Here is a 21,989-nt window from a genome sequence, read left to right as displayed (position 1 = left end):
ATGCTAAACAATCGCTAAACGGGTTATTCTTAATACGAAACGATGCCCAACTCGGTTTAGGTGAAGATACCTTTTTAACTACCTCTCACCTGTTCATTCACGACCTTCATCTCGTAGGTATAAAGGATTTCTTCATCTAAATGTGATAATATTTCATCTAATTCAAAAAGCTGCTCTGAGTAGTATACACCCGATGCGTATTTATTTTCGATTAACTTCATTGCTATAATTGAAGCAACATTACCTGTAATCGCAGTATTATTTGAACCAAATAGTACTGATTCAATCGTTACTTCTTTCCCCTTCCTTTCTCCACACACTTCAGCCTTTACTAAATAATCCTCTGAACCAATGTTTAGCTTATCAAATATATGTAAAGTGCCAACAAATATTTTTACAAACATCTTTTTGAAGTGCTTATAGCTTAATAGCTTAAATACACCGATTTTTTTTAGTATTGCTAAAGCATTTGTTGTAAAAGCGGAATCATAGAAAAATCGAGTTGATACATTTTCTACTTCGAGCGTTTTTGAAATAATATGTTGATCAGCAAGGTTAAATCTATAAGCTTTCCTTTTCCCATACTGTTTAGGTAGATCAACATGTTTTCCTTCCGTAAAGCTACTTACTTTTCGCTTATGTCCATGTTCAGTTATCGCATATTTGTCATTAATATTATTTAGCAACCACTCAACGCCATCATTCCCATGCTTTTCACCAATTCCAAGCATTAAATACATATCTGTTTTGTTAACTATATCAAGTTCGGCGATTATCTTTTTTACCATTAAATTAGTTAGACCAGGGGCTAAGCCTACTCCTAATACTATAGTTATCCCTGATTTATGCGCTTTAGTATTCAGCCTTTCAATGCTTGATAAAATTTTATAAGATGGGGAAATATCTATATAATTAACTTTATTTTGAATACACTTTTCAACAAAGCTAGTATTCTTTTGGTCAAGACACATGATTACTAACTGTGTTGATTGAAATACTTCATCAGTTGCATCGACATGATAAATATCTAATTCTAAAGGTAGAACGTTCCCATCCATTGATAAAGAAAAGTTCTTTGCTTTTTCAATATTTCTACCCGCAGCCATAACTTTTTTAGGATAAAAGTGCGACAAAGCTTTACAGATCACACTACCAACTTGCCCGTATCCACCAATTACTAAAATATTTTTCATTTGAAGACCTCGCTTCATATTCATATAAGTTAAATGTAATTCTTTATCTATGAATAGGCTTTGTTCTGTATCGCCGCCTCCTGCAAGCATTCCCCCCCAAATTATAGCCCCCTTTCAGTAATTGACTACTTAAATTCCCCCTATATTTTAACATCACTTTCCATTTTTCTGGTACAAAATAAGTAAGTAAAGAGCGTTAAGAAAATCTCCTCATTCCGACTTATTATGATAAAATATAAGAAAAAACTACAAAATAACAAACATACAAAGAGGTTAACAGCATGAATATGATTAAAACAGCTAATTCTGCCATTCATTATGAGTACATTAAGTCGAGTAAACAAGGAGCTGAAACGCTTCTTCTAGTACACGGCTTAGGGCTTGATATGACTACTTGGGATGAGTCTATAACATATTTGCACGATTCTTTTAATGTTCTGCGATTTGACATTAGAGAACATGGTAAAAGCTATGCGCTGAATGAGAAACCTTTTTCTTGGGACCTTTTAGTGGATGACCTCGACTTTTTACTAGTGAAATTAGGTATAGAAGAGCTTCATTGTGGCGGCCACTCTGGTGGAGGGAACTTTTGTTTAGAACTTGCAAAGAGAAGAAAATATGTTAATTCACTTATCCTTATTTCCACCCCTATTTTTGTCCCAAAAGAAATGGGTAATCAAGAGGTTGAAAATAGAGTTTCAAGGAATATGTCCGATAAGATTGAAGACATTATTTTACCTATAGCAAAAAATATTTGCTATCCTTCAACAGATAGTAAGGTTGAAAGGCTTATAAAAATCTATAAACAAATTCGCCCTGACGCATACTTAGATTTTTTCACATTAATTTCTCGTGCTGTCTTTTCTTATTCGCCGGAGGAATTAGAGAAGATTACTGTCCCAAAACTCATTTTAGTTGGTGAATACGATGTTTTATATCCTCCAGAACTTCATATGATGAGTAAACATTATATGATCAATCATCGCTTTTTCATCATACCTAATTCATCTAATGCGATTATGATTGATCAACCTAAAGAATTTACTAAAAATACAATTGATTTTATTCATAATTTGTCAAATGATCTACCACCGGTAAGGTATACGTACACGGATAAACTTCAAACCGCACTATACTCTATCCTAGATAGTAAATTTTCAAACAGTAAATCCTCATACGTACAGTTACATGTGCTAGATTCCTTTAAACTGTCGATTCAAGGGATAGAAATTGTAGGAAAGTGGAATCAGAGGAAAGCGAAACAAATTATCGCTTACATTATTTATCATAAAAGGGTTACACGTGAAGAATTATACGATGTATTTTGGCCAGATTGCGACATAATAAAAGCCCAAAACTATCTTCGGGTATCTATAAACCATATTAAATCTATGATCGAACAAGGAACAGAGTCTTCCTTCGATAACTTTTTTACAATTGATCGTCATAGTATATCCCTTAATACAGACGTTAACATGGATTTACTTGAACTAGAAAAAGTGATAAGCAATATAGAAAAAGAAGCTGATGATAAGGTAAAACTTCAAATGGCTTTAACTACATTTGAATACCTTCCTATAGTTTTATGTAAGGAATTTTATGAAGATTGGGTCATTTACATCAGAAACTCTATTGAAGAAAGGATCAGTAAGATTTGTCAGTCTCTGTTAGTGAACCCTATTAGCAAAGATCCTTCTTCCACTAAAACATTGTTAAAAATTTTAATTAAATATAACCCAATCTCTAAAAAATATTATGAGCAACTTCTTCCTATACTATTAGACACTGAGTCCTATAAAGATTACGAATATTATAAAAATAAATTGCTAAATCTAAAATAATATTCGCTTTGTTATACTCCTTGATTTTCTAAGCCACTAAAAATTTTGACGATTTTTAGTGACTTTTGTAATGTTAGTGTAATGGGCACTAAGTTATAGTTCTTATGTAAGGTTTTCGTAGCATTATTCTTAAATTACCTTATTGTTTCAAAGTATATTAGAAAGTATGAAGATGTACTGGGACCAGCAATGAAACTTAAAAATGGAGGATGTTAAAATGAAAAAATTATTTATGGTAACCTTTATCATTATAGTAGCTACGACACTCGTTGCTTGTTTATCTCAAGAGGAAAATGAAGCAAACGCCGAACCATCCGTAACTGCTGAAGAAACTGAAACACCAGCTATCGAAGAAGAGGAAGCTGTTGAAGATGATGAGGCTATAGAAGAGGAAGATTCTAATGATAATGTAGCTGCAACAGAAAACGAAGATGATACCGATGAATCAGCTTTGATTGAAAAATACAAAGAGGAAGCACGTAGAATGCTTACTACACTGAACACTGTATTTGTTACTAATACTGAAGAAGAGTTTTTGAATCTTTATAAGGATATATTTTATGATTATGAAACATATCATAACAATGGATATGATATATTGTATACTCCAAACACATACAAGGATATGGAAATTAATTTTAGTGAAGAAACAATACTTTTAGGTGAGTTAGAGGATACGGAAAGTTTTACTTATATGGGTACTACAGAAACGAGTGTAATTGAAATTTCCAGTGGTGATCGTTTATCAGTCAAGGAAAATATAGTCATCTATGTTGAAAATGTCGATGGCGCATATAAGATTATATCGATTGAAGCAGAAGTAATAGATTAAGTGGGCAAAGAGGGACGGTTCTCGTTTGCATTGGCAAACGAGAACCGTCCCTTTTCACCCTATCACCCAGTACTTTGTTTACTTTCTATACCTCTTATAGACCCTATAATTAATCTTGTGAATAATGATTTTAGTATAATACTAAAATAGGTATGGTACCATTTCCATTTTTTACTCCATTTCACTAAATCAGTGTTTCGTGTTGCCCAAAGTTCAATAAAAAATGCTGGTGTGGTAATAAGAAAGAGTTTGTAAATAATTGAACCTACCTTATCCTTATAAGTTATTTGATTATATAAAATTGTAAACGTAGGATAAAGAAGAAAATCAAATAACTCGTGGGTATCAAATATCTTGGGAAATAACTTTATTGGATACTTAATGATTTTTTTCTTCGATAAAACATTATCTATAATACCATTTGTTAAAGCATTAAATAAATAAACTATAACCCAATCTTTTACTGGTGGCTTTCTTAGAGCTAGTGGAACAAGCAACACTAAATTTAATATGAATGCGATTAACAAAAATTGTCTTTGTGATTTATTATTCTTCATAAATAATGCACTCCTCCTTTTTCTTATTAGAGTGCCTATACTAAAGACATCTTATGTATTTTTTCATAAGTACCCTTCAGTTCAATAATTTTTGCTTATTCAAATGTAACACTGACCAAAAAGATTCAAAAGGTTTTACTAATTGGGCAAAGAGGGACGGTTCTCGTTTGCATTGGCAAACGAGAATGTTGTGACCCCTTAAAGTTAGAGTTTTATATTAAGCTACTAATTGGCTGGTGTGGAGGCGGTATTGAACCGGACTCTTCCCAGCTAATTTCTTTTTAATGCGCTTGTGATTATAGTAATCTATATAATCTTCGATTTTTCCTTTTAATTCTTCGTAAGTACACAAAGCCTCTCCGTGATATATTTCTTGCTTTAGTAGACCAAAAAAGTTCTCCATTGGCGAATTATCCAAACAATTACCTTTTCTAGACATACTCTGAAAAACGTTATTTTCTTTAAGGAGTCCCACCCAATTTTTATGTTGATAATGCCAACCTTGATCTGAGTGAAGGGTTGTTCTATACTTTGCATCCTTTATGATTTCAAGGGTTTCTACTAAAGGTTCTAACACAAGTTGAAGATTTGGACGCGTGCTGATTCCAAACGAAAGTATTTCACTATTAAACAAGTCCATAATTGGATTTAAATATAATTTCGCCCCACCTAAACATTTTAATTCTGTGATATCTGTAGTTAGTTTCTGATGGGATACAGTCGTATGAAAACGGCGATTTATACGGTTTGGGGCTACTTTGCCCACAGGACCTTTGTAAGAACTATACTTGCGTGATTTTCTATAGAACTTAGTTACTTTAAGTCCTAATTTTTGCATGATGCGTTGAACCTTCTTGTGATTAATTTGGTAACCTTGGTTTCTCAATTCTAGATGAATGCGACGATAACCATAATTCCCGTTGTGCTCATCGAAGATGGATTGGATTAACTCTTCAAGTGCCTGATCTGGGTTGTCTTTCTTCATCACTTTTATATGATAATGGTAAGAGGATTCTGGTATTCCCACTACTTGTAAAACATCTTTTAATTTGAACTCTTCTTTGAGTTCGAATGATAACGCTGCTTGTGCTTTTCGAGATAATCCTCCGGGTTTGCCCGAAAAGCTTGCAACTTTTTTAAATACTCTACCTCCAAACGAAGAAGCTCATTTTCCCTCTCTAACCGTTGCTCGTTTGTAAGTTCTTTTTCATTTATATTTTTCTTGTTTTTGTTCTTAGGTCTATCAGACATGGTACCTCGTCCTCTCGTTCGATCCAGGGCTTCAGCCTTATCTTCACGAAAAGATTTTTTCCATGAAGCAATTAAAGTGGGACTATCTAACCCAAAATGGAGGGCTGTTTGGGTTTCTGAAGTTCCTGTTCTTTTAATAAAGCTTAATACATCTAGCTTAAATTGAACAGAATAAGTTCCCTTATGCCCATTACTTTTTATTCCTTCTTCTCCGAACTTCTCATATATCTTCACCCATCTTTCAACCAATGATTTTGATTTAATATGATGCTTTTTGGCTAGACGCCTGAAGCCTAGAATTCCTTCTTGATATTCTTTAACGACTTTAATCTTTAATTCATCATTGTATTTAGGCATAAATAAACACCCCAAAAGTTAGATTTTTCACTCTAACTTTTGGGGTGCACTACAGAACCGTCCCCTTTCACCTCATTGCTTTCTAACAACGAAAGTGATTGCTTTTGTTTTTAACAATACATCCTTTTCATCACGAACAATTTTATATTCTAAAGGTTTTACTAATTGGTTTACTAATTCCCAACCATCATAACTCTGCCTTAATTTATTTATCATGTCACTAGTTTTCATATTTACTTCCATCATCACATCTAAGTTCTCACCTGTATTTATGTCGATTTCTTCTACTTCAGAATTAACGATGATACAGTTTAATCCATCACTTTTTGTTCCTAATGCCATTCTTTGAATTACATTTTCAAATGCATCATCTGATTCAACATGCTCTAATGTAGAAACAGCAATAATTAAATTATATTCATCTTTAGCAATGTTGTAGTTCCCTATATCTGCTTTTATAGTTTCGATTACTCCATCTACTTCATACTCTCTACTATAAATTTTTAATTTATTTAGTGCAGAATCTAATAAATCTACACAGACTACTTTTCCATTATTATTTTTTATTTCTTGTGCAATTGGGATACTATTTCTTCCCACCCCTGAGCCTAAATCAAGCACTTTAAGATTAGATTTACCTTTGAACAATGTTAGTAAATCAATCACTGTTTTAACTGGTTTGTATAGCCATGAACCTTCCTCAAATAATTTGTAGTTTTCATAACAAAAATCATGATATTTCTTTTCTTCTTTCCGTATATAGTCAATTCTACTCATATAAGCCTCACCACCTTATCCTTCAATTCAATTTCCACTTGTCCGCTCTAGTATATAAATGATGACTTCTGAGTCCCGTCATGTATTCACTACTTATTTTCTGCAATATATAATTCAGCTATCGAATAAAGGGCTGCTCTCCCAGCAATTTTTACTCGTGTATCTTCATGTTTACAGTAAAGCGTTCCACCTCGAGTTGATATTTGTCTTGCAACCATTTCCTCTTTCCCTAGTCTAATTGTCCATAACGGAATGAGGCTACAGTGCAAGGAACCAGTAACTGGATCTTCGTTCACTTTTAGCTTTGGAAAAAACGCTCTCGAAACAAAATCAAATTTACTTCCTTCTGCTGTAACACATACACCTAAACCATCTGGCAATCTTTCTAAAAGAGCAAAATCAGGATTAACGTTTTTCACTTCTTCCTCTGACTCTAGTATGAATACAAGATCTCTATTTAACCAAGCCTCTTTTGGCACAGTCCCCAAAGCGTTGATCATTTGATCAGTAATAGAAATTTCTTCTGATGGAACGGAAGGGAAGTCTAACTCATATAAATCATCTTGTTTATTAACGGTTAATTCACCACTAATGGTGTTAAACTTAACAGAATCTAATTGCTTTTCATAGTAATTGAGAATGACAAATGCCGTTGCTAACGTCGCGTGCCCACAAAGGTTCACTTCTCCTCCCGGCGCAAACCATCTTAACTGATAATAATCTGCATCTTTAACTGCGAAGGCTGTTTCCGATAAATTATTTTCCATGGCTATTTTTTGCATAAGTTCATCTGAAATCCAGTCATTCATGATACATACTCCAGCCGGATTTCCTTCAAAAATCTTATCAGCAAAAGCATCTACTACAAAGTATTTCATCTTATTCCCCTCCAATGATCATAATTTTAAATAGAACACCTTGTATATTGACTAGGAGAAGCATTAGCCTTTTCTACTTACTCCAATAGATTGAAAACGAAAGATCTTTCCTCATAGAAACAACGTTGATTTGTATTCCACTAGGTTTATGTACAACTTCTTCTCTATGAATACCATATCCGGCAAATAGGGACGGTTCTTATTTGCCAAAAGCACCTATTATTTTTCAAATGATAGCCCTGCTTCTTTTAATGAAGCTCTTAGATTGGGTAACGAAGCTGGTCCAATACCATGAATTTTAAGAATTTCTTTTTCAGTATACTTTGAGAGCTTTGGTAAAGTATCAATCTTCTCATGAATTAAGGCATTTCTGGCTGGTGAACTTAGTTTCGATAGGAAGCCACTATCAGGTTTTTTCTCTTTATCACAAGTTGGACAACTTGTACAATCACTACTTTTATAATACTTATGTCCTTTTTCACAGATCATTAAGTATTTTTCAGATGACATAAGAACCCCTCCAATTTATTTCATTCGGACAAAATAAACTATTTGTAAACATTTCATGCACTCCGACAAAGCTTATAAGTACCTAGTAATACCCCTATTCGATTCCTACTTCTTATTTACAGTAGCTTCGAATGTTACGATTTGATTTGAATGAGTTGGATACTGTTCGAACTTGTAATCTGCTGAAATTATTATGTTCTCAAACCCAATTTTTTCAAGAATCGCTTTAAACTCTTCGATACCAAACCATCGTAGTGGGAATCGTTCTAATTCTGTATGTATGAGTTCACCTTGTCTCCATTTTTCATAGCGATTATGAGATAATGTGTATTGGTTAATATAGTCAACTTCAACGACTTTAGTATCCAATGTAATGATATCGCCACTACTCGTTTCCCACGTTCTTGTTGATATTTTGCCACTAGAAAAGTCAGTTTGTAAAAAAGTATCTACAATTAACCTGCCACCATGATTGAGATGGTTATAGAAATTTTTTAATGCTTTAATCGCATCTTCTCTTTTGTGTAACAATAAAAATGTTCCAGTTGGGACGATAATAGCTTCATATTTTTTATCTATTGAAAAGGTCTCCATATGTCCTTTAAATATACTTGGAGTTAACCCTCTTTCTTCACAGTTGTAACGGCATATTTCTAACATTTCTTGAGAAACATCGAAGCCATCAACTTTCAATCCTATTTCTAAAAGTGGAATAAGGATTCTACCCGTACCAACCCCAGGTTCAAGAATGCTCCCCTTACAAGAAGCTAATCTATCTCGATAAAATTCAACGTCACCAAAAGAAAGTCCAATATATTTGTCCATATTATAAACTTCTGAAGAAAGTTTATTGTAATAACCGAACATACCTATTCTCCTTTTTTGTTTTATGATTCCTTCAAGAAACCTCACTTTTGCTTAACATACTTTTACCAGTTTTTAGAAAAAACTGAAAATGCTATTTTATTTTTTCTAACAGGTAAAGAGGTGTGGCTCCGCTGAAAAAGTGCAAAACTTGATTATTGTTGCATTAATTTTCTATAAATCTAATGATTAATACTATCTTATCATTCTACACATCATGAAATATAAAGAATCAGTATCCAAAGATCTATTATGGACCTTTAGATACTGACTCGGTCTTTTCCTTATAAACTCTCAGATTCTGACTGTCTATTCTTTTCTATTTCCTAGCTTAAAAACACAGCTCCATAAACCAATCCTCCTACAATGACAATAGAAGGATGTATTTTCCATTTTTCTAATAATAATAGACTCATTATCAAAAGAAAAACGGTATGCCCTATGCCTGTATAAAGGTACGATGTTTCTAGAAAGCGAAAGGCTAATACACCGAGTAGCATGGCAATAGTAGGTCTAATGAGAGCTGTCATTTCTTTTACTTTTGGTGAATTTTTAAATTTATATAATATCCTCAACAAAAAAATCATTAACAATAGTGATGGGGCTACTGTAGCAAAAACCCCTACAAAAGCACCGAACGGTCCTCCTACTTCATATCCAATATAACCAGCCATTTTCGTAGCAATTGGTCCAGGTAATGCATTTCCAAATGCTAATATTTCACTGAACTGTTCAACATTCATCCAATTGTAGCGATGCACCACTTCATATTCAACAAGAGGGATAGATGCTGGGCCACCACCGTAACCAACAATTCCAGGTATAAAAAAGGCTAGAAAGATTTCTACGTATGTCATTCCTACGCCCTCCCAGCTATATTTTTCTTATCGGTCTTCTCTCGCTTCACTATGACATAAACAAGCAGCAATCCTATAATCACTGCTGGGTGTACGTGGAGCAACTCTACTAAAAGGAAGCTAATAGTAAGAATAGATATACTCAATTTCCAACCAATACCTTTTTTTGCATTTTTAAAAAACTCCCATGTAAGTACAGCAAGCATGATCGTTACAACAGGAATAACCCCATTTGTCATTCCACCTACCCACGGCTCATCTTTATAAACAGCTAATGTCGTTAAAAAGAGTATCATTAGAAGAATCGACGGAACGATAGATGCGCATACTGCAGTAATTAAGCCAATATAACCACCTACTCGATAACCAATGTAACCAGCTATTTTCGTATTTATTGGACCTGGTAATGCGTTCCCTAATGCAAGAACATCACTAAATTCATCCTCATTCATCCACTTGAATATATCTACAACTTCTTTTTTTACTAAAGGAATGGCAGATGGACCACCTCCAAACCCTAAAATCCCAGACCGAAAAAACGCAACAAAAAGTTCCCATTGCACCTTCATTATTTACCTTCTTTCTAGGTTTAATAATTCTGACACCTTTTAGCTATTAATAACCAAGTGCAGCTCCATCACCTCGAGGGTCTGCCCCCCCGTATTTCACCTTACTAACAGGGTCTAGCATAATTGCTCCAGCATGCCCCATCACATCTGTAAAGTCCTCTACTTTTTTTATCGGATGCCCTAGTATCTTTAGATCTTCTATGACTGTAGAGGATATACGTGCTTCCACCTTTACATCATTGGAAACGACTCCCCATGTTCTCCCATATAACCAGCGCGGTGCTTCGATTGCTGCCTGCACACTATTCCCATAGTCTATTATTCTCGTTACTAGGGCTGCTTGTGTTTGCGGCTGCCCCTCACCTCCCATTGATCCATATACAAGATAAGGCTTTTCATTCTTTAGCAGCATAGCTGGATTTAACGTATGAAATGATCTCTTCTTAGGCTCTAAACAATTAATATGATTAGGATCTAAAGAAAAAAAACTGCCTCTATTTTGTAGTAGAACTCCTGTCCCTTTAGGTATAATTCCTGAACCAAATTCGTGGTATATACTTTGGATAAAAGAAACGGCATTTCCCTCTTTATCCACGACTCCAAACCAAACTGTGTCTCCCTTTGGATCAAGTGCATTTTCACGTTTACAAGTAGATTGAAAGTCTATCGTTCCAGCAAGCTCTTTTCCTCTTTTTGTTGATAGAAGGTCATCTATAGGAATAGAGGTGAAAGTGGGGTCACATAACCATGTATCGCGATCCATAAAAGCACGTTTTGTAGCCTCAATCATTAAGTGAAAGTATTCCGTCGAGTTTTCTTTCACATTGGAGAAATCAAAATGATTTAAAATATTTAATATGGATAGTGAAGCAAATCCTTGTGTATTTGGAGGCAGGTTATAAGCAGTAAAACCTCGGTAATTAACCGAAATGGGGTTCACCCAATCAGAACGGTGATTTTCAAAATCTTTTCTTGTGAGTAATCCACCTTTCCTTTCAAAGTCTTCTATCATCTTTTGGGCGATAGAGCCACTATAAAAAGCACTCGCTCCCTTTTTAGAAATTTCCTCTAGCGTATTTGCCAAGTCTGGTTGCTTCAAGATCTCACCCGTCTTGTATGGTTTTCCTTCTTTAAGAAAAACTTTTCGAAACTCTTCAAATCTTTGTAAATATCTTAGAGGGGAATTTTCCATGTTAACCTCCGTCCAATACTGTTGACTTGGAGTGACTGGGTAACCCTCCCTCGCATAAGAAATAGCTGATTGAAGTAAGGTTTCCCAAGAAAATTCTCCAGTGAGCTTATGCCGTGAATAGTTGTAGGCTTCTTCCCAACCAGCAACAGCCCCGGGAACCGTATTAGCAGATAAGTAACCTCTTATTGGAATCGATTTTTCATATCCCTTTACTTTATACAAAGGGATTGATACATTCTCTCCTGACCTCCCACTACTATTTAAACCTAAAACCTTCTTCTTTTTTGCGTCATAAATGAGCCAAAAATTATCTCCACCAATGCTATTCATATGAGGATAAACGACAGAGATTGTTGATGCTGCAGCAATAGCTGCTTCGATCGCATTACCTCCATTTTGAAGAACTGCCATTCCAGCTTGAGATGCTAAGTAGTGAGGGGTAGTAATCATGCCATTCTTCGACATTGTTGTCGGACGATAGGATGTTTTATGGTCAATTGTCATTTTACTAGCTCCTCTCACTACTCATTTACTTGATTAATTAAAGAGGGAAAATGAGTAATTCTTGCTTCCACTACATCTCCATTTCTAATTACGACTGGGCCAGGTGTTCCCGTTATTATTATATCTCCAGGGAGTAAAGTCATCACTTTAGAATGATAGGAAACGATATAGGCTGGACTATACCTCATATTTGCGATGCTATTACGGTGGATAACCTCTCCGTTTAACAAGGTTTCCACCTCTAGACCTAACACATCATCTACTTCATTTATGAGTAAATATGGGCCAAAGCTAAAAAAGGTGTCAAAGCTTTTTGCTCTTGTGAGAAACCGCTGATTTTCAGCATGTATATCTGCTTCTGTCATATCTAGGCTTGTTGTGTAGCCTAAAATATAATCTTCTGCATCTATTTCTTCTATATTTTTACACGTTTTTCCAATAATGATAGCTAGTTCCGCTTCTGCTGTAGTATTAGTTGATCCTTCTGGGATTTGTATAATATCGCCATATCCAATTATGCTTGTATCTGGCTTCATAAAACTAACCGGAGGCGCATATTTTTCACTAGGATCAGGCAATGTTTCCAAGTAATTCAAGCCAACCCCCCAAATTTTACGAGGACGACGATATAGCGGTGCAAACCGCACACTATCTGAAGGAATTTTTTCAGTGTCATACAGAATCGATTTCCCTTCTCTTTCATACCAACTTGCTAATTCAAAAACCTCATTTGCTTCTATAAGCTCAAGTATATTTGTTTTCCAATTTTCACCTATGCGATTATTTATCGTTTCTAGTAGTACATAACCATCTTCTAATGCTAGTGCAGCTTTTTCTTTAGTCCCAACCTTTAATGTCGCTAATTTCATGTGATTTATCCTCCCAATACGCTCAGTTTTTTCTTATCACTAGCTAATTCATTTGCCAAATGCAAAAGTTTAAGGTCTTGATTTTTTGCTGCAATCATTGATATCCCTACTGGTATTCCGTTTATATGCATAACTGGTAATGAAAGCTGAGGATACCCTAATAAACCACTAATACAAGTCATTAGGAGCATGCGTTTTCTTTGATTCTCAAGAACTTCTCCCCTTCCATTTAAATATGGTGCAACGCCAGGTGCTGTCGGCATGAGTACAATCGAATCCTGATCAATTAATTCTTGTACTCTATTTTGTATTTGAGCTCTTTTAAGCCTGGCTTTTTCTACATCCTCTTCCTTAATCGTACTTGCCCAATTAAACCTATCCTCAATGTCTGGACCAAACTTAGGATTAGTTTCTTTTATCCAATCCCCATGCGTTTGCCATACCTCATACCCTTGTAATGTTCGAAACGTATTAAACCAAGTCTCTATTCCTTCTGTTGCTAGAGTAGTCGTGATGACTTTATCGAAGTTTCCTTTCATCCCATCCAGATGTTTTGTGAACGTTTCCGTACATTCATCATTAGCAAGCGACACGATATCCTCAGGAACGATTAATTTTGTAAACGAAGTTTTATAATCTGGTTGGTTGATTAGCGTCAACCCCACGTCATAAAGCAATTCACTACTTTTCGTCATCCAGCCAACCGTATCAAATTGACTCGCCAAAGGAATTAACCCTTCCGTAGAAACCGCTCCATGTGTTGGTCTAAAGCCATATATTCCACAGTAACTAGATGGGATACGTACTGACCCACCAGTATCTGTTCCTATTCCTACATCCACTAATCCTGCAGAAACTGCAACTGCCGAGCCACTGGAAGAACCACCTGGTACTCGCTCTTGTGCAGTTGGGTTAACCGGTGTCCCATAATGATAGTTCTCTCCATTTAAGCTGAACATCAACTCATCTGTATGGGTAGTGCCCGTTATTGTAACCCCTTCTTCCAACAGCTGCTCCACAACTTCAGCGTTTTTTTGAGCAGGCTCATGTGTCCTTTCCCAATCAGGGTTTCCCGCTCCTGCTATTAATCCTTTAATAGAAAAAACGTCTTTAATAGCAACAGTTACACCTTTTAATCGACCTTGATTCGATCGATGAATATTTAACGATCTATTAAATGCGTTAAAATCCATGATGAACACCCCTCACTATATATTTATTTCAAAAGATTTTTGCGTTTTCCACATCTGATTTTTTTCCTTTTTATTCTGGTATTGTCTAAGTCTTCTTATTTTCAAAGCTATTTCTAGTTCAAGTACTGCTTCTGAATCTTCTAGGTCAATTTTTAATAGGGCTGCGATTTTTTCCATTCTGTATACAACGGTATTGTAATGAGTAAAGAGCTTTTTAGCTGTTTCACGCATGTTGCGATTTGATTTAAAATAAACTTCCAATGTTTCAATATAGTCTTTGCTCCGTTTTTTTTCGTTATCTAATCCTCCTAAAATATCATCTACATAGCGAACTACATCCTCACTTCCCGGTAATAAGTAGAGCAACCTAAATATTTGCAGATCATCATAAGTAACCAGACGTTTAGTAAAAGAAAAGTGTTGTTGTACGACCTTAACTTTTTCGGCTCGTTTATAACTTAATGGTATCTCTTCTACATGTTGTACCGATTCTCCAACACATAAGACAAAGTCTTCAACTAGTTTTTTATATTGAAAAAATCGTTCTGTTTCTTGTTTTATAAACGATGTATTTTGTTGAAGGTCGCTCTTTACGTCTACAATCATCACAAAAACAAATTGATCATGAAGAATTGATCCTAATAATTGACCTTTAACTACTTTCGATAATGTGCGTAGATAATAGTAAAATTCCTCTTTTACTCCTCCCACTTGTTCAGTATTCAGAATAAAAACTTGAAACCATTTCTTTTTAAAATCAATATCTAATGAGGAGTTTTGGGTTTCTACATCACTTATCGACGTTATTTCTCCAAGCAAAAGGTGTTTTACGAATTGGTTATAGTATTTCTGTTCAATTTTCTTTCTAGCATTTGTGTTAGCAAGCTCCATATTTAACATAATGCTAACTTTCTCTATCGTTAAACAGTCAACATCTGTCAATTTATAATTTGTTTCTAGACACGCAATAAAAGGAATATGATCGAATATGCCATCGGCAGTTAAAGGTGTTGCAAAGCATTGGAAGTTCTCATTACGAATCGACACAGTAGACAAACCTGCACCAGCTTTTTTTTCAATCGTTTGTGATAGCTTAAGAATTTCAACCTCTGAGAGCACATCTGATAGTAAAGGAGCTATACTATTTCCTTCAGAATCAAAAACCACAATTGGATTGCCTATCATTTGCTCTAAACTATAAATAACTTCTTTAATTTCCTTCCCATCTGTTAACTGTCTCGTGAATTCTTGAATTCGGTTGTAAAGGGTGATTAGGTGCTCCGATTCCTGGAAAAATATTTCCTCCATAGCTACTCGAATAATATCTGAGAAAACTGTAGCTGGCGGTACTGCTACAACAGGAAAATTTAATTCGTTTGCTATATCAATTAAATTTTGGGGAATTGAAGGGATAAATCTCTGTATCTTGATCCCAATTCCTGCAACTCCCTTTTCATGTAACTGTGGTATAAGTGACGCAAAGTCTTCTATTGAATCTCTAAATGGGTAGCCGGTTGTCATGATAAATTCATTAGGCCGGACAAAATTCAATACTTCTGGTGATCCAACTATATTTACCCGATTAATAACATTCGTCGCACTAGCTTTTCCCGCTACTAGCTCTGAACCAATTAATGGCTCGAGTTTCAACAGGCCTTCGACTGTCAAGCCACGACTATTTAACAGATCCTCCAAGTTGATCACCTCTTTTAACTTTTTATCCTCTCATTAGCTGGAAACTCTTCTGATCAAGATCTTCTAACAACATTTCAACTACTTTCCACTTTTTCTTCATTACTCAGAAAATAGCTATACCATTCTTCACTTGTTATAACCGCACCAAAGTGTCTTTCTATATTTTGTAACGAAGGTTCATAAGCATCTTCAAAGGCACAAGTAGTTGCATCCTTCACTACAACAACATGATAGTCTCTATGATGAGCGTCCCTTACAGTTGATTCAACACATGTATTGGTATTAATACCGGTTACTATTAACGTCTCTATACTAAGCGACTTTAAGAGTGAATCAAATTCTGGATTAATGAAGGCAGTGTACCGATGCTTCCGGACAATGTAATCTTTTTCACTTGGACGTATCTTCCCATACCACTCCACTCCCCAAGTTCCCTCTCGACAGCTATTCGGGTGTTGTTTCTCCTTTCTTCTTTGCACCCAGGCTCCATTACCATCATTCTCATCGTTATGGACCATCTGGACAAAAATAACAGGCATCAATTGCGCTCTTGCAAATGACAGCATATTAACGATCGTAGACTCTAATGCTTGATATTTTTTAACGTTAAAACCAGCTTGAGCAAATGCGCCTCTATCAGCAACAAAGTCGTTTTGCATGTCAATTACAACAAGAGCAGCTTGTTTTACTGTACTTAAAACCATTGGGTCATACATTTTCTTAACTCCCTTCCTAAAGAGGAAAATTAAATAGGGCCATCTTTTCATTACCCTGGAAACGACTCAAAGTGGCCAACATATGACCACTTGAATCTTCTAAACTACCACTCTAAAAATTCATTCGTATAGTATCTCTCTAGTTCAAACCTCTCTGAGATTAAATCACTAACTTCCAAAATATCTAGTGTATCTTTCATATTTTCTTCTGCCATCCAACCATATGGAACATCCTCAAACACTGCAATTTCTTCAAGTAGCTCTAATTGTAAAAGGACGATATCTTCGTCAACAGCATCTGGGAATAGTTCCTTCATAATAGAAGTTGTTTCCTCTTTATTCGCCATCGTATATTCAAACGCTTCATCAATTGCTGCTAGGAATCGTTTCGTTGTATTTGGATTTGCTTCAAGAAAACTATCATTTCCGATTAACGTTAGACCAGCTAAATCATAGCCAAAGTCCGCTAAATATAATGGAGTTAATTCAACCCCAAGCTCTTCCTCAAAAATGGGATATTCATTCGTAGAGAAAATCGCTACAGCATCCACTTCTTTGTTTAGAAATAAACCATTTCGTGCAGAGCTTTCTACTTGAACAGAGTCGATTAGTGATTCATCAACACCATTACTCTCTAGAAAAAATGGATATATGTTAGTAAAAGTTGATGCAATAGACATAGCAATGCTTTTTCCTTCTAAATCCTTCGGTGTCTCTACTGGCGACTCCGGATGAGAGGCAATTAAGATTGGTGATCGATTCATATAGGAAGCAATCATGGTAATAGGCATTCCTTCTACAATTCCTTGAGATGGTTCTACTGTGGACGTAACACCAAAATCATCCTGACCTTGCGCTACAGCTTGCATCGTATTTGTAGAACCATTTCCTTCGAGTACTTCTACATTTAATCCATATTCTTCAAAAATACCCATTTCCTGCGCAATAAAGAATGGAGCAAATTCTCCTTTAAATCTCCAGTTTAATCTAAGTGTTATATCTGTTACCTCTGGGTCACCAATACCAGTTTCATCAACACTCTCTCCTTTAGTCGTATCTTCCTGTTCAGCAGGTGTCGATTCAACAGTATTCTCAGAACCACAAGCAGCTATCACAAAGAGTAAAGCAACCATGAGAACAAGTCCTTTTAACATTTTAAACATATAACATTCCTCCTAAAATTGTAGTTATACTTGATATTTAGAACAACTTTATCCCTCTTTTATGGAAAATGGTTTTATGGGCACTTACTGATGTAATAAGTCACCATTTTTGATTGCTGCTTTGAAGAAGCTGGTACATCTGTTCTTTATTCTGACCTTTGGAATGCCACACTGACTCGGGACATACAACTGCTTTTGTTACCGGGCCACCTAAAGTCCTTCTTTAACGCGACATCATGCTTCTGCTAATATTCCTTGTGTCTTAAATATTGTCCGTATAGCCTTCACTGCTGAATTAAATTCAGGTTGAGAACGTGCTTCACTATCTCGTGGTCTAATTAATTCGATCGGAATCACTTGTAAAATCGTGCCTGGTCTTTCAGACATCACGACAACTCTATCAGATAAAAATACTGCTTCTTCTATACTGTGAGTAATGAATATCGTTGTAAATCCGAATTTATTCGATAGTTTAAGTAGGTCATACATCATCTGTTCTCTTGTTAATGCATCCAATGCTCCGAATGGCTCATCCATTAATAACAATTTTGGATCTTGGATTAATGCACGACAGATGGAGACCCGTTGTCTCATACCACCAGATAGTTCATGAGGATACTTGTCTTCAAATCCTTTTAGTCCAACAGATTCCAATAACTCTTTTGCCTTTGAGGTGTTGGTTTGATGATTTTTTCTATGAAACCAAGATATCCCTTTAACTTCTAATGGAAATAAGACATTCTCTAGTACGGTTCTCCAATCCAGTAACACATCTTTTTGGAAAACTACAGCCATATCCTCTGCTATTTTCTTAATTGGGGAATCATTAATCGTGATACTTCCGCTCGATGGTTTATCCAACCCAGCAATTATTTTCATAATTGTACTTTTACCACACCCACTTGGTCCGACGACGGAAATAAATTCACCCGGTTCAACAGTCAAATAAATATTTTTTAATGCTTGAACATCACCTGATTTAGTTCTGAAAATTTTATCTATGTTTCTTAAATCCAATCTTGTCGTCATTCATTCCCACCTCCAGCCTTATTTGCATGATACCAAGGCATCATCATTCTTTCGATTAAGTGGACAATGCCAAATAAAAGCATTCCAATAATTGCAAGAGCAAATAATGTAGCAAAAACAAGTGTTGTATCCAGTCTTGCGTTTGCAGTTAATTGTAAATATCCTAAACCTCTCTCTGATGCTACAAATTCACCAACGATGGCACCAACCACTGCAAGAGTAATTCCTACCTTAAATCCTCCAAATAAATGTGGCAAAGCGTTAGGTAATCTTAAGTAATAAAAGATTTTCCACTCTGATATTCCTATTGAACGCCCGAGATTATGCATATCCTTATCGAGAGCACGGAACCCAACAACGGCATTGATTACAATTGGAAAAAAAGAAATTAAACAAGCAAGCAAAACCTTTGTTGTTAAGCCGTACCCGAACCAAATCACTAAAATTGGTGCTATAGAGACCATTGGGATACATTGAATACCAATTAAAATTGGGTACAGTGAATTTGCGAGATACTTCGAATACACTATAGAAATGGCTAGAGGTATGCCAATGACTAGGCTTAATCCAAACCCAAGTAAAACTTCTGATATCGTTGTTATAGAGTGACTAAATAATACAGAAAAATCACGGATGAATCTTTCTGTAATATCTAATGGAGACGGCAACAAATATCTTGGTATCTCCAATACTACCGTCAATACTTGCCAGATTGTGGCAATACCTATTAAAGTCAAAATAGCCCAAACCGATCTTGGTATCGATACACTTCGCTTTGTTTTTTCTGTTGGTTGTTTAATAACCTCAACCTCTGTTTTTGTTTGCATGTTTATCCCCCTTTTCTTTACTTTGTTACTTTGAAATTAAATTTGTGTTTAAGCTTTGGGGACGTGGCGTCTCTGCCAATAAATCCTTATTACTAAAGTCTGAATAAGTTAAAGTATTTGTTAATCTATTTAACTCGTGTTGTACTCGTTCATTGTTTGGCTTTTCTTTCAGCCAATCAATGATTTGATTTACTTCATTCGGTTCATAAAAACGTTGCACATAGGCAAGTAATTGTCCGTATTGCAACATATTCCCACTGCCTAACGGGTTAAAATAATCTCTTAGATTGTCAGAGCCTAGTTGAATCCTTACTCCTGCATGAGCTAAATCCTTTACTCTAGTTAAGGCTCTCGTTGCGATCGCCGTCGGGCATGTTGTTACTCTCATACCTGATTCGGCAATAGCCTCAATCGTTTTCATTGCATCTACTTCTTCTACATTGGCTAAAGAACAGCAATGAATAGCTGTAACTTTCTCCCCAAGCTCTTGTTCCTTCGTCACTTGCGCTAAATATGGTAGGTTGAAATCATCAGGTCTACCAGTTTCATCCGTATGGAATTCAATCCAATCTAGCTTCTTCCCCTCTGCTAGCTTAAAAATTTTATCAATATGCTTTTTCCCATCCTGATCCATACTTGTGTGACCGCCAATACCGTCTGCTCCCATCATTAAAGCTTCGCAGAGTAAAACTTCCGTTTCAGGATATCGGTCAAAGCCTTCTTGGTTAAATGCAATTAAATCAACTACAACTCGACTTTCCCACTCTTTTTTCACCTCAAGTAAAGCTTCCATTGCCCGAAGTTCAAATAGGGGATCAACGTCAACATGCGTTCGCACATATGTTGTTCCATAATAATGCATTTTCTCAAGTGCTTTATTCGCAGCTAACTTAATTTCCTCTTTTGACATTAGCATCTTTGCTTCTCTTGTCCACTCTGCTCTTACCGGTGCTGGAGCATCCTTATATAAATGTGGAGGAGGCAAGAAACCTTTATCTATGTGAGCGTGATAGTTCATCCATCCTGAAAAATTCATCTAATCCCCCCTACTCTTATTACTGCTGCCACTAAGTTTGATCCTTGAGGCCCCTGGTGCTCAGAACCAGCTGAACATAATATTCTCGTTTCTCCAACATAGCTTCCTACAACAGCATTTGCTACGGCTTTTGCGACTATTCCGGAGTGCATAGCTAGTGCATCAGTATGCATGGTGTGCCTTCTACCACGCACTTCATTTATTGCATCAGCTCCCGCATTAACAAATACCTGAACGATTTTTGCCTGTTCTTCTTCTGATAATGTGTCGCTATGATTAATCCCAGCGTCTTTGAATGCACTTTGCATTCCTTTTAAGTCAAGAGCATCCTTCATTACTCCTGATCCTATATAAAGATTACTTGTAGATTTTACCGAATTGCCCATTACTATTACTCTAGCAGCTACTTGTTCCTGCCCCGCTGAAACGGAAGTTTTAACAGAAAATAGTGAGTGATCTTCATTAAGGCTATCTTCATCGATAACTTCCCTATCGACTTCTTTCAAAGCAACGGCTGAACCAAGGGCAGATGTGGCTTTTGCAAGGCTTCCACCAACACCCCAAGGACACTTCACTTCCACACATTTCACATCATCAATGGATTCTATGCCTGCCTCTAACATTGCCTTATTCACAGCATCTGCCACTAAATCAACTTGTGCTACTGTTCCAATTTCTTCTGGTAAAAGAACCCGAGTAGAGGCTACCCCAAAGCTAAAACGTTTCTCTTTATTTTCTTTTTCTACATCTTCCTTTTCTATAAATAACGTATAATGAGGTGTCATTAAACCACCGGTCTTGCCAATCATCATCATCGGAATGGTGTCAAATACTTCCTGTTGTGAAATATTTAATTTTTCTGATAATAGTAGTTGGAAAGCAAGCGTTGCATATCCCCTTGAGTAACCATCCCCTTCTGTTTGAGCAATAATAGCTCGAATACTCTCTGCAGAAATCTCTTCTTCATTTAATAGTTTTGCCAATGCAGATACATCGCCAGGATGATCCATGTCACATCTAATTAATTCGTAGTTCATATCTGCCACCTCTTTTTCTCTATTTTTCTATAAGCAAATTTTATCACCGGAAAATATAAGAGTAATTATTGAATATTAACAATAGATTTCGATTTTCTTTATGAAGTTGTAACAATTATACGAATTTTTGTAATATTCTCTCCATAATTCTGTGATGTTTTCTAACAATAAGTTTCTAAATACATGCAATTAATGGACGGCAAAAAGGGACGGTTCTCGTTTGCGAGTGCAAACGAGAACCG

General features: G+C 35.8%; 21 protein-coding genes and 1 pseudogene. 2 read left to right on the top strand and 20 right to left on the bottom strand.

The annotated features are described in order from the left end of the window. Positions 1-74 precede the first annotated feature (74 nt). Positions 75-1,283: a saccharopine dehydrogenase family protein gene (locus BCELL_RS06370; protein ID WP_013487859.1), complete on the bottom strand. Its 1,209-nt coding sequence runs from the start codon at positions 1,281-1,283 to the stop codon at positions 75-77. Positions 1,284-1,474: 191 nt separating this feature from the next. Here BCELL_RS06370 and BCELL_RS06365 point away from each other — a divergent pair, with 191 nt between their 5' ends. Both BCELL_RS06365 and BCELL_RS06360 read left to right on the top strand, forming a co-directional pair. Next, positions 1,475-3,034 (top strand): alpha/beta hydrolase, encoded by a 1,560-nt coding sequence (locus tag BCELL_RS06365; protein WP_013487858.1) that lies wholly within the window; start codon positions 1,475-1,477, stop codon positions 3,032-3,034. Positions 3,035-3,251: 217 nt separating this feature from the next. Further along, positions 3,252-3,866, top strand: coding sequence for a hypothetical protein (locus BCELL_RS06360; protein WP_013487857.1), 615 nt, complete (start codon positions 3,252-3,254; stop codon positions 3,864-3,866). Positions 3,867-3,928: 62 nt separating this feature from the next. Here BCELL_RS06360 and BCELL_RS06355 read toward each other — a convergent pair whose 3' ends face one another. The 19 genes and pseudogenes from BCELL_RS06355 to BCELL_RS06265 all read right to left on the bottom strand — a co-directional run bounded on the left by BCELL_RS06355 (position 3,929) and on the right by BCELL_RS06265 (position 21,747). Next, entirely contained in the window at positions 3,929-4,423 is a 495-nt protein-coding gene (locus BCELL_RS06355) for a CBO0543 family protein (RefSeq protein WP_013487856.1), read from the bottom strand. 217 nt (positions 4,424-4,640) lie between these two features. Beyond that, positions 4,641-5,504: pseudogene (locus BCELL_RS06350) on the bottom strand (IS3 family transposase); the annotation flags it as partial. Continuing rightward, positions 5,468-6,031 (bottom strand): helix-turn-helix domain-containing protein, encoded by a 564-nt coding sequence (locus BCELL_RS06345; RefSeq protein ID WP_013487640.1) that lies wholly within the window; start codon positions 6,029-6,031, stop codon positions 5,468-5,470. The gene BCELL_RS06345 and the pseudogene BCELL_RS06350, both read right to left, overlap by 37 nt. Before the next feature lie 72 nt (positions 6,032-6,103). Then, the gene (locus tag BCELL_RS06340) at positions 6,104-6,808 is read right to left on the bottom strand and encodes a class I SAM-dependent methyltransferase (protein WP_013487854.1); all 705 of its coding nucleotides are present in this window, start codon (positions 6,806-6,808) and stop codon (positions 6,104-6,106) included. Between the two features lie 89 nt (positions 6,809-6,897). Next, the gene (locus tag BCELL_RS06335) at positions 6,898-7,686 is read right to left on the bottom strand and encodes a PhzF family phenazine biosynthesis protein (RefSeq protein ID WP_013487853.1); all 789 of its coding nucleotides are present in this window, start codon (positions 7,684-7,686) and stop codon (positions 6,898-6,900) included. 219 nt (positions 7,687-7,905) lie between these two features. Further along, the gene (locus BCELL_RS06330; RefSeq protein ID WP_013487852.1) at positions 7,906-8,196 is read right to left on the bottom strand and encodes an RNA polymerase alpha subunit C-terminal domain-containing protein; all 291 of its coding nucleotides are present in this window, start codon (positions 8,194-8,196) and stop codon (positions 7,906-7,908) included. A gap of 105 nt (positions 8,197-8,301) precedes the next feature. Then, entirely contained in the window at positions 8,302-9,063 is a 762-nt protein-coding gene (locus BCELL_RS06325; protein WP_013487851.1) for a class I SAM-dependent methyltransferase, read from the bottom strand. A 323-nt stretch (positions 9,064-9,386) separates the two neighbouring features. Next, complete coding sequence (locus BCELL_RS06320) at positions 9,387-9,917, bottom strand: chromate transporter (RefSeq protein WP_013487850.1); 531 nt, start codon at positions 9,915-9,917, stop codon at positions 9,387-9,389. Between the two features lie 2 nt (positions 9,918-9,919). Next, on the bottom strand, positions 9,920-10,486 hold the full coding sequence (locus BCELL_RS06315; RefSeq protein ID WP_013487849.1) for a chromate transporter: 567 nt from the start codon (positions 10,484-10,486) through the stop codon (positions 9,920-9,922). 46 nt (positions 10,487-10,532) lie between these two features. After that, the gene (ggt, locus tag BCELL_RS06310) at positions 10,533-12,182 is read right to left on the bottom strand and encodes a gamma-glutamyltransferase (protein WP_013487848.1); all 1,650 of its coding nucleotides are present in this window, start codon (positions 12,180-12,182) and stop codon (positions 10,533-10,535) included. A 17-nt stretch (positions 12,183-12,199) separates the two neighbouring features. Further along, positions 12,200-13,051, bottom strand: a complete 852-nt coding sequence (locus BCELL_RS06305; protein ID WP_013487847.1) for a fumarylacetoacetate hydrolase family protein — start codon at positions 13,049-13,051, stop codon at positions 12,200-12,202. A gap of 5 nt (positions 13,052-13,056) precedes the next feature. Then, positions 13,057-14,244 (bottom strand): amidase, encoded by a 1,188-nt coding sequence (locus BCELL_RS06300; protein ID WP_013487846.1) that lies wholly within the window; start codon positions 14,242-14,244, stop codon positions 13,057-13,059. 15 nt (positions 14,245-14,259) lie between these two features. Continuing rightward, complete coding sequence (locus BCELL_RS06295) at positions 14,260-15,948, bottom strand: PucR family transcriptional regulator (RefSeq protein ID WP_425357456.1); 1,689 nt, start codon at positions 15,946-15,948, stop codon at positions 14,260-14,262. Between the two features lie 65 nt (positions 15,949-16,013). Beyond that, a complete protein-coding gene (locus BCELL_RS06290; protein WP_013487844.1) occupies positions 16,014-16,655 on the bottom strand; it encodes a cysteine hydrolase family protein in 642 nt (213 codons plus the stop codon). Positions 16,656-16,759: 104 nt separating this feature from the next. Then, on the bottom strand, positions 16,760-17,818 hold the full coding sequence (locus BCELL_RS06285) for an ABC transporter substrate-binding protein (RefSeq protein WP_013487843.1): 1,059 nt from the start codon (positions 17,816-17,818) through the stop codon (positions 16,760-16,762). A gap of 234 nt (positions 17,819-18,052) precedes the next feature. Continuing rightward, a complete protein-coding gene (locus BCELL_RS06280) occupies positions 18,053-18,847 on the bottom strand; it encodes an ABC transporter ATP-binding protein (protein ID WP_013487842.1) in 795 nt (264 codons plus the stop codon). Continuing rightward, positions 18,844-19,674, bottom strand: a complete 831-nt coding sequence (locus tag BCELL_RS06275; protein ID WP_013487841.1) for an ABC transporter permease — start codon at positions 19,672-19,674, stop codon at positions 18,844-18,846. The genes BCELL_RS06280 and BCELL_RS06275 overlap by 4 nt, the downstream gene beginning before the upstream one ends. A 25-nt stretch (positions 19,675-19,699) precedes the next feature. After that, positions 19,700-20,710: an amidohydrolase family protein gene (locus BCELL_RS06270; RefSeq protein ID WP_013487840.1), complete on the bottom strand. Its 1,011-nt coding sequence runs from the start codon at positions 20,708-20,710 to the stop codon at positions 19,700-19,702. Continuing rightward, positions 20,707-21,747, bottom strand: coding sequence for a ring-opening amidohydrolase (locus BCELL_RS06265; RefSeq protein WP_013487839.1), 1,041 nt, complete (start codon positions 21,745-21,747; stop codon positions 20,707-20,709). Before BCELL_RS06265 ends, BCELL_RS06270 begins: the two co-directional genes overlap by 4 nt. Between the last annotated feature and the right edge of the window lie 242 nt (positions 21,748-21,989).

It is taken from the genome of Evansella cellulosilytica DSM 2522 (assembly GCF_000177235.2).
Classification (GTDB): Bacteria; Bacillota; Bacilli; order Bacillales; family Salisediminibacteriaceae; genus Evansella; species Evansella cellulosilytica.
Note: the sequence above shows the minus strand (reverse complement) of the source record. Positions and strands in the feature narration are given on the sequence as shown.

Bases quoted from the DNA above. Each gene is read 5' to 3' on its own strand.
- BCELL_RS06285 (WP_013487843.1), bottom strand. From the start codon at position 17,818: ATGTTTAAAATGTTAAAAGGACTTGTTCTCATGGTTGCTTTACTCTTT.
- BCELL_RS06320 (WP_013487850.1), bottom strand. From the start codon at position 9,917: ATGACATACGTAGAAATCTTTCTAGCCTTTTTTATACCTGGAATTGTT.
- BCELL_RS06290 (WP_013487844.1), bottom strand. From the start codon at position 16,655: ATGTATGACCCAATGGTTTTAAGTACAGTAAAACAAGCTGCTCTTGTT.
- BCELL_RS06300 (WP_013487846.1), bottom strand. From the start codon at position 14,244: ATGGATTTTAACGCATTTAATAGATCGTTAAATATTCATCGATCGAAT.
- BCELL_RS06265 (WP_013487839.1), bottom strand. From the start codon at position 21,747: ATGAACTACGAATTAATTAGATGTGACATGGATCATCCTGGCGATGTA.
- BCELL_RS06340 (WP_013487854.1), bottom strand. From the start codon at position 6,808: ATGAGTAGAATTGACTATATACGGAAAGAAGAAAAGAAATATCATGAT.
- BCELL_RS06270 (WP_013487840.1), bottom strand. From the start codon at position 20,710: ATGAATTTTTCAGGATGGATGAACTATCACGCTCACATAGATAAAGGT.
- BCELL_RS06355 (WP_013487856.1), bottom strand. From the start codon at position 4,423: ATGAAGAATAATAAATCACAAAGACAATTTTTGTTAATCGCATTCATA.
- BCELL_RS06305 (WP_013487847.1), bottom strand. From the start codon at position 13,051: ATGAAATTAGCGACATTAAAGGTTGGGACTAAAGAAAAAGCTGCACTA.
- BCELL_RS06360 (WP_013487857.1), top strand. From the start codon at position 3,252: ATGAAAAAATTATTTATGGTAACCTTTATCATTATAGTAGCTACGACA.
- BCELL_RS06330 (WP_013487852.1), bottom strand. From the start codon at position 8,196: ATGTCATCTGAAAAATACTTAATGATCTGTGAAAAAGGACATAAGTAT.
- BCELL_RS06315 (WP_013487849.1), bottom strand. From the start codon at position 10,486: ATGAAGGTGCAATGGGAACTTTTTGTTGCGTTTTTTCGGTCTGGGATT.
- ggt (WP_013487848.1), bottom strand. From the start codon at position 12,182: ATGACAATTGACCATAAAACATCCTATCGTCCGACAACAATGTCGAAG.
- BCELL_RS06280 (WP_013487842.1), bottom strand. From the start codon at position 18,847: ATGACGACAAGATTGGATTTAAGAAACATAGATAAAATTTTCAGAACT.
- BCELL_RS06275 (WP_013487841.1), bottom strand. From the start codon at position 19,674: ATGCAAACAAAAACAGAGGTTGAGGTTATTAAACAACCAACAGAAAAA.
- BCELL_RS06335 (WP_013487853.1), bottom strand. From the start codon at position 7,686: ATGAAATACTTTGTAGTAGATGCTTTTGCTGATAAGATTTTTGAAGGA.
- BCELL_RS06325 (WP_013487851.1), bottom strand. From the start codon at position 9,063: ATGTTCGGTTATTACAATAAACTTTCTTCAGAAGTTTATAATATGGAC.
- BCELL_RS06345 (WP_013487640.1), bottom strand. From the start codon at position 6,031: ATGCCTAAATACAATGATGAATTAAAGATTAAAGTCGTTAAAGAATAT.
- BCELL_RS06365 (WP_013487858.1), top strand. From the start codon at position 1,475: ATGAATATGATTAAAACAGCTAATTCTGCCATTCATTATGAGTACATT.
- BCELL_RS06370 (WP_013487859.1), bottom strand. From the start codon at position 1,283: ATGCTTGCAGGAGGCGGCGATACAGAACAAAGCCTATTCATAGATAAA.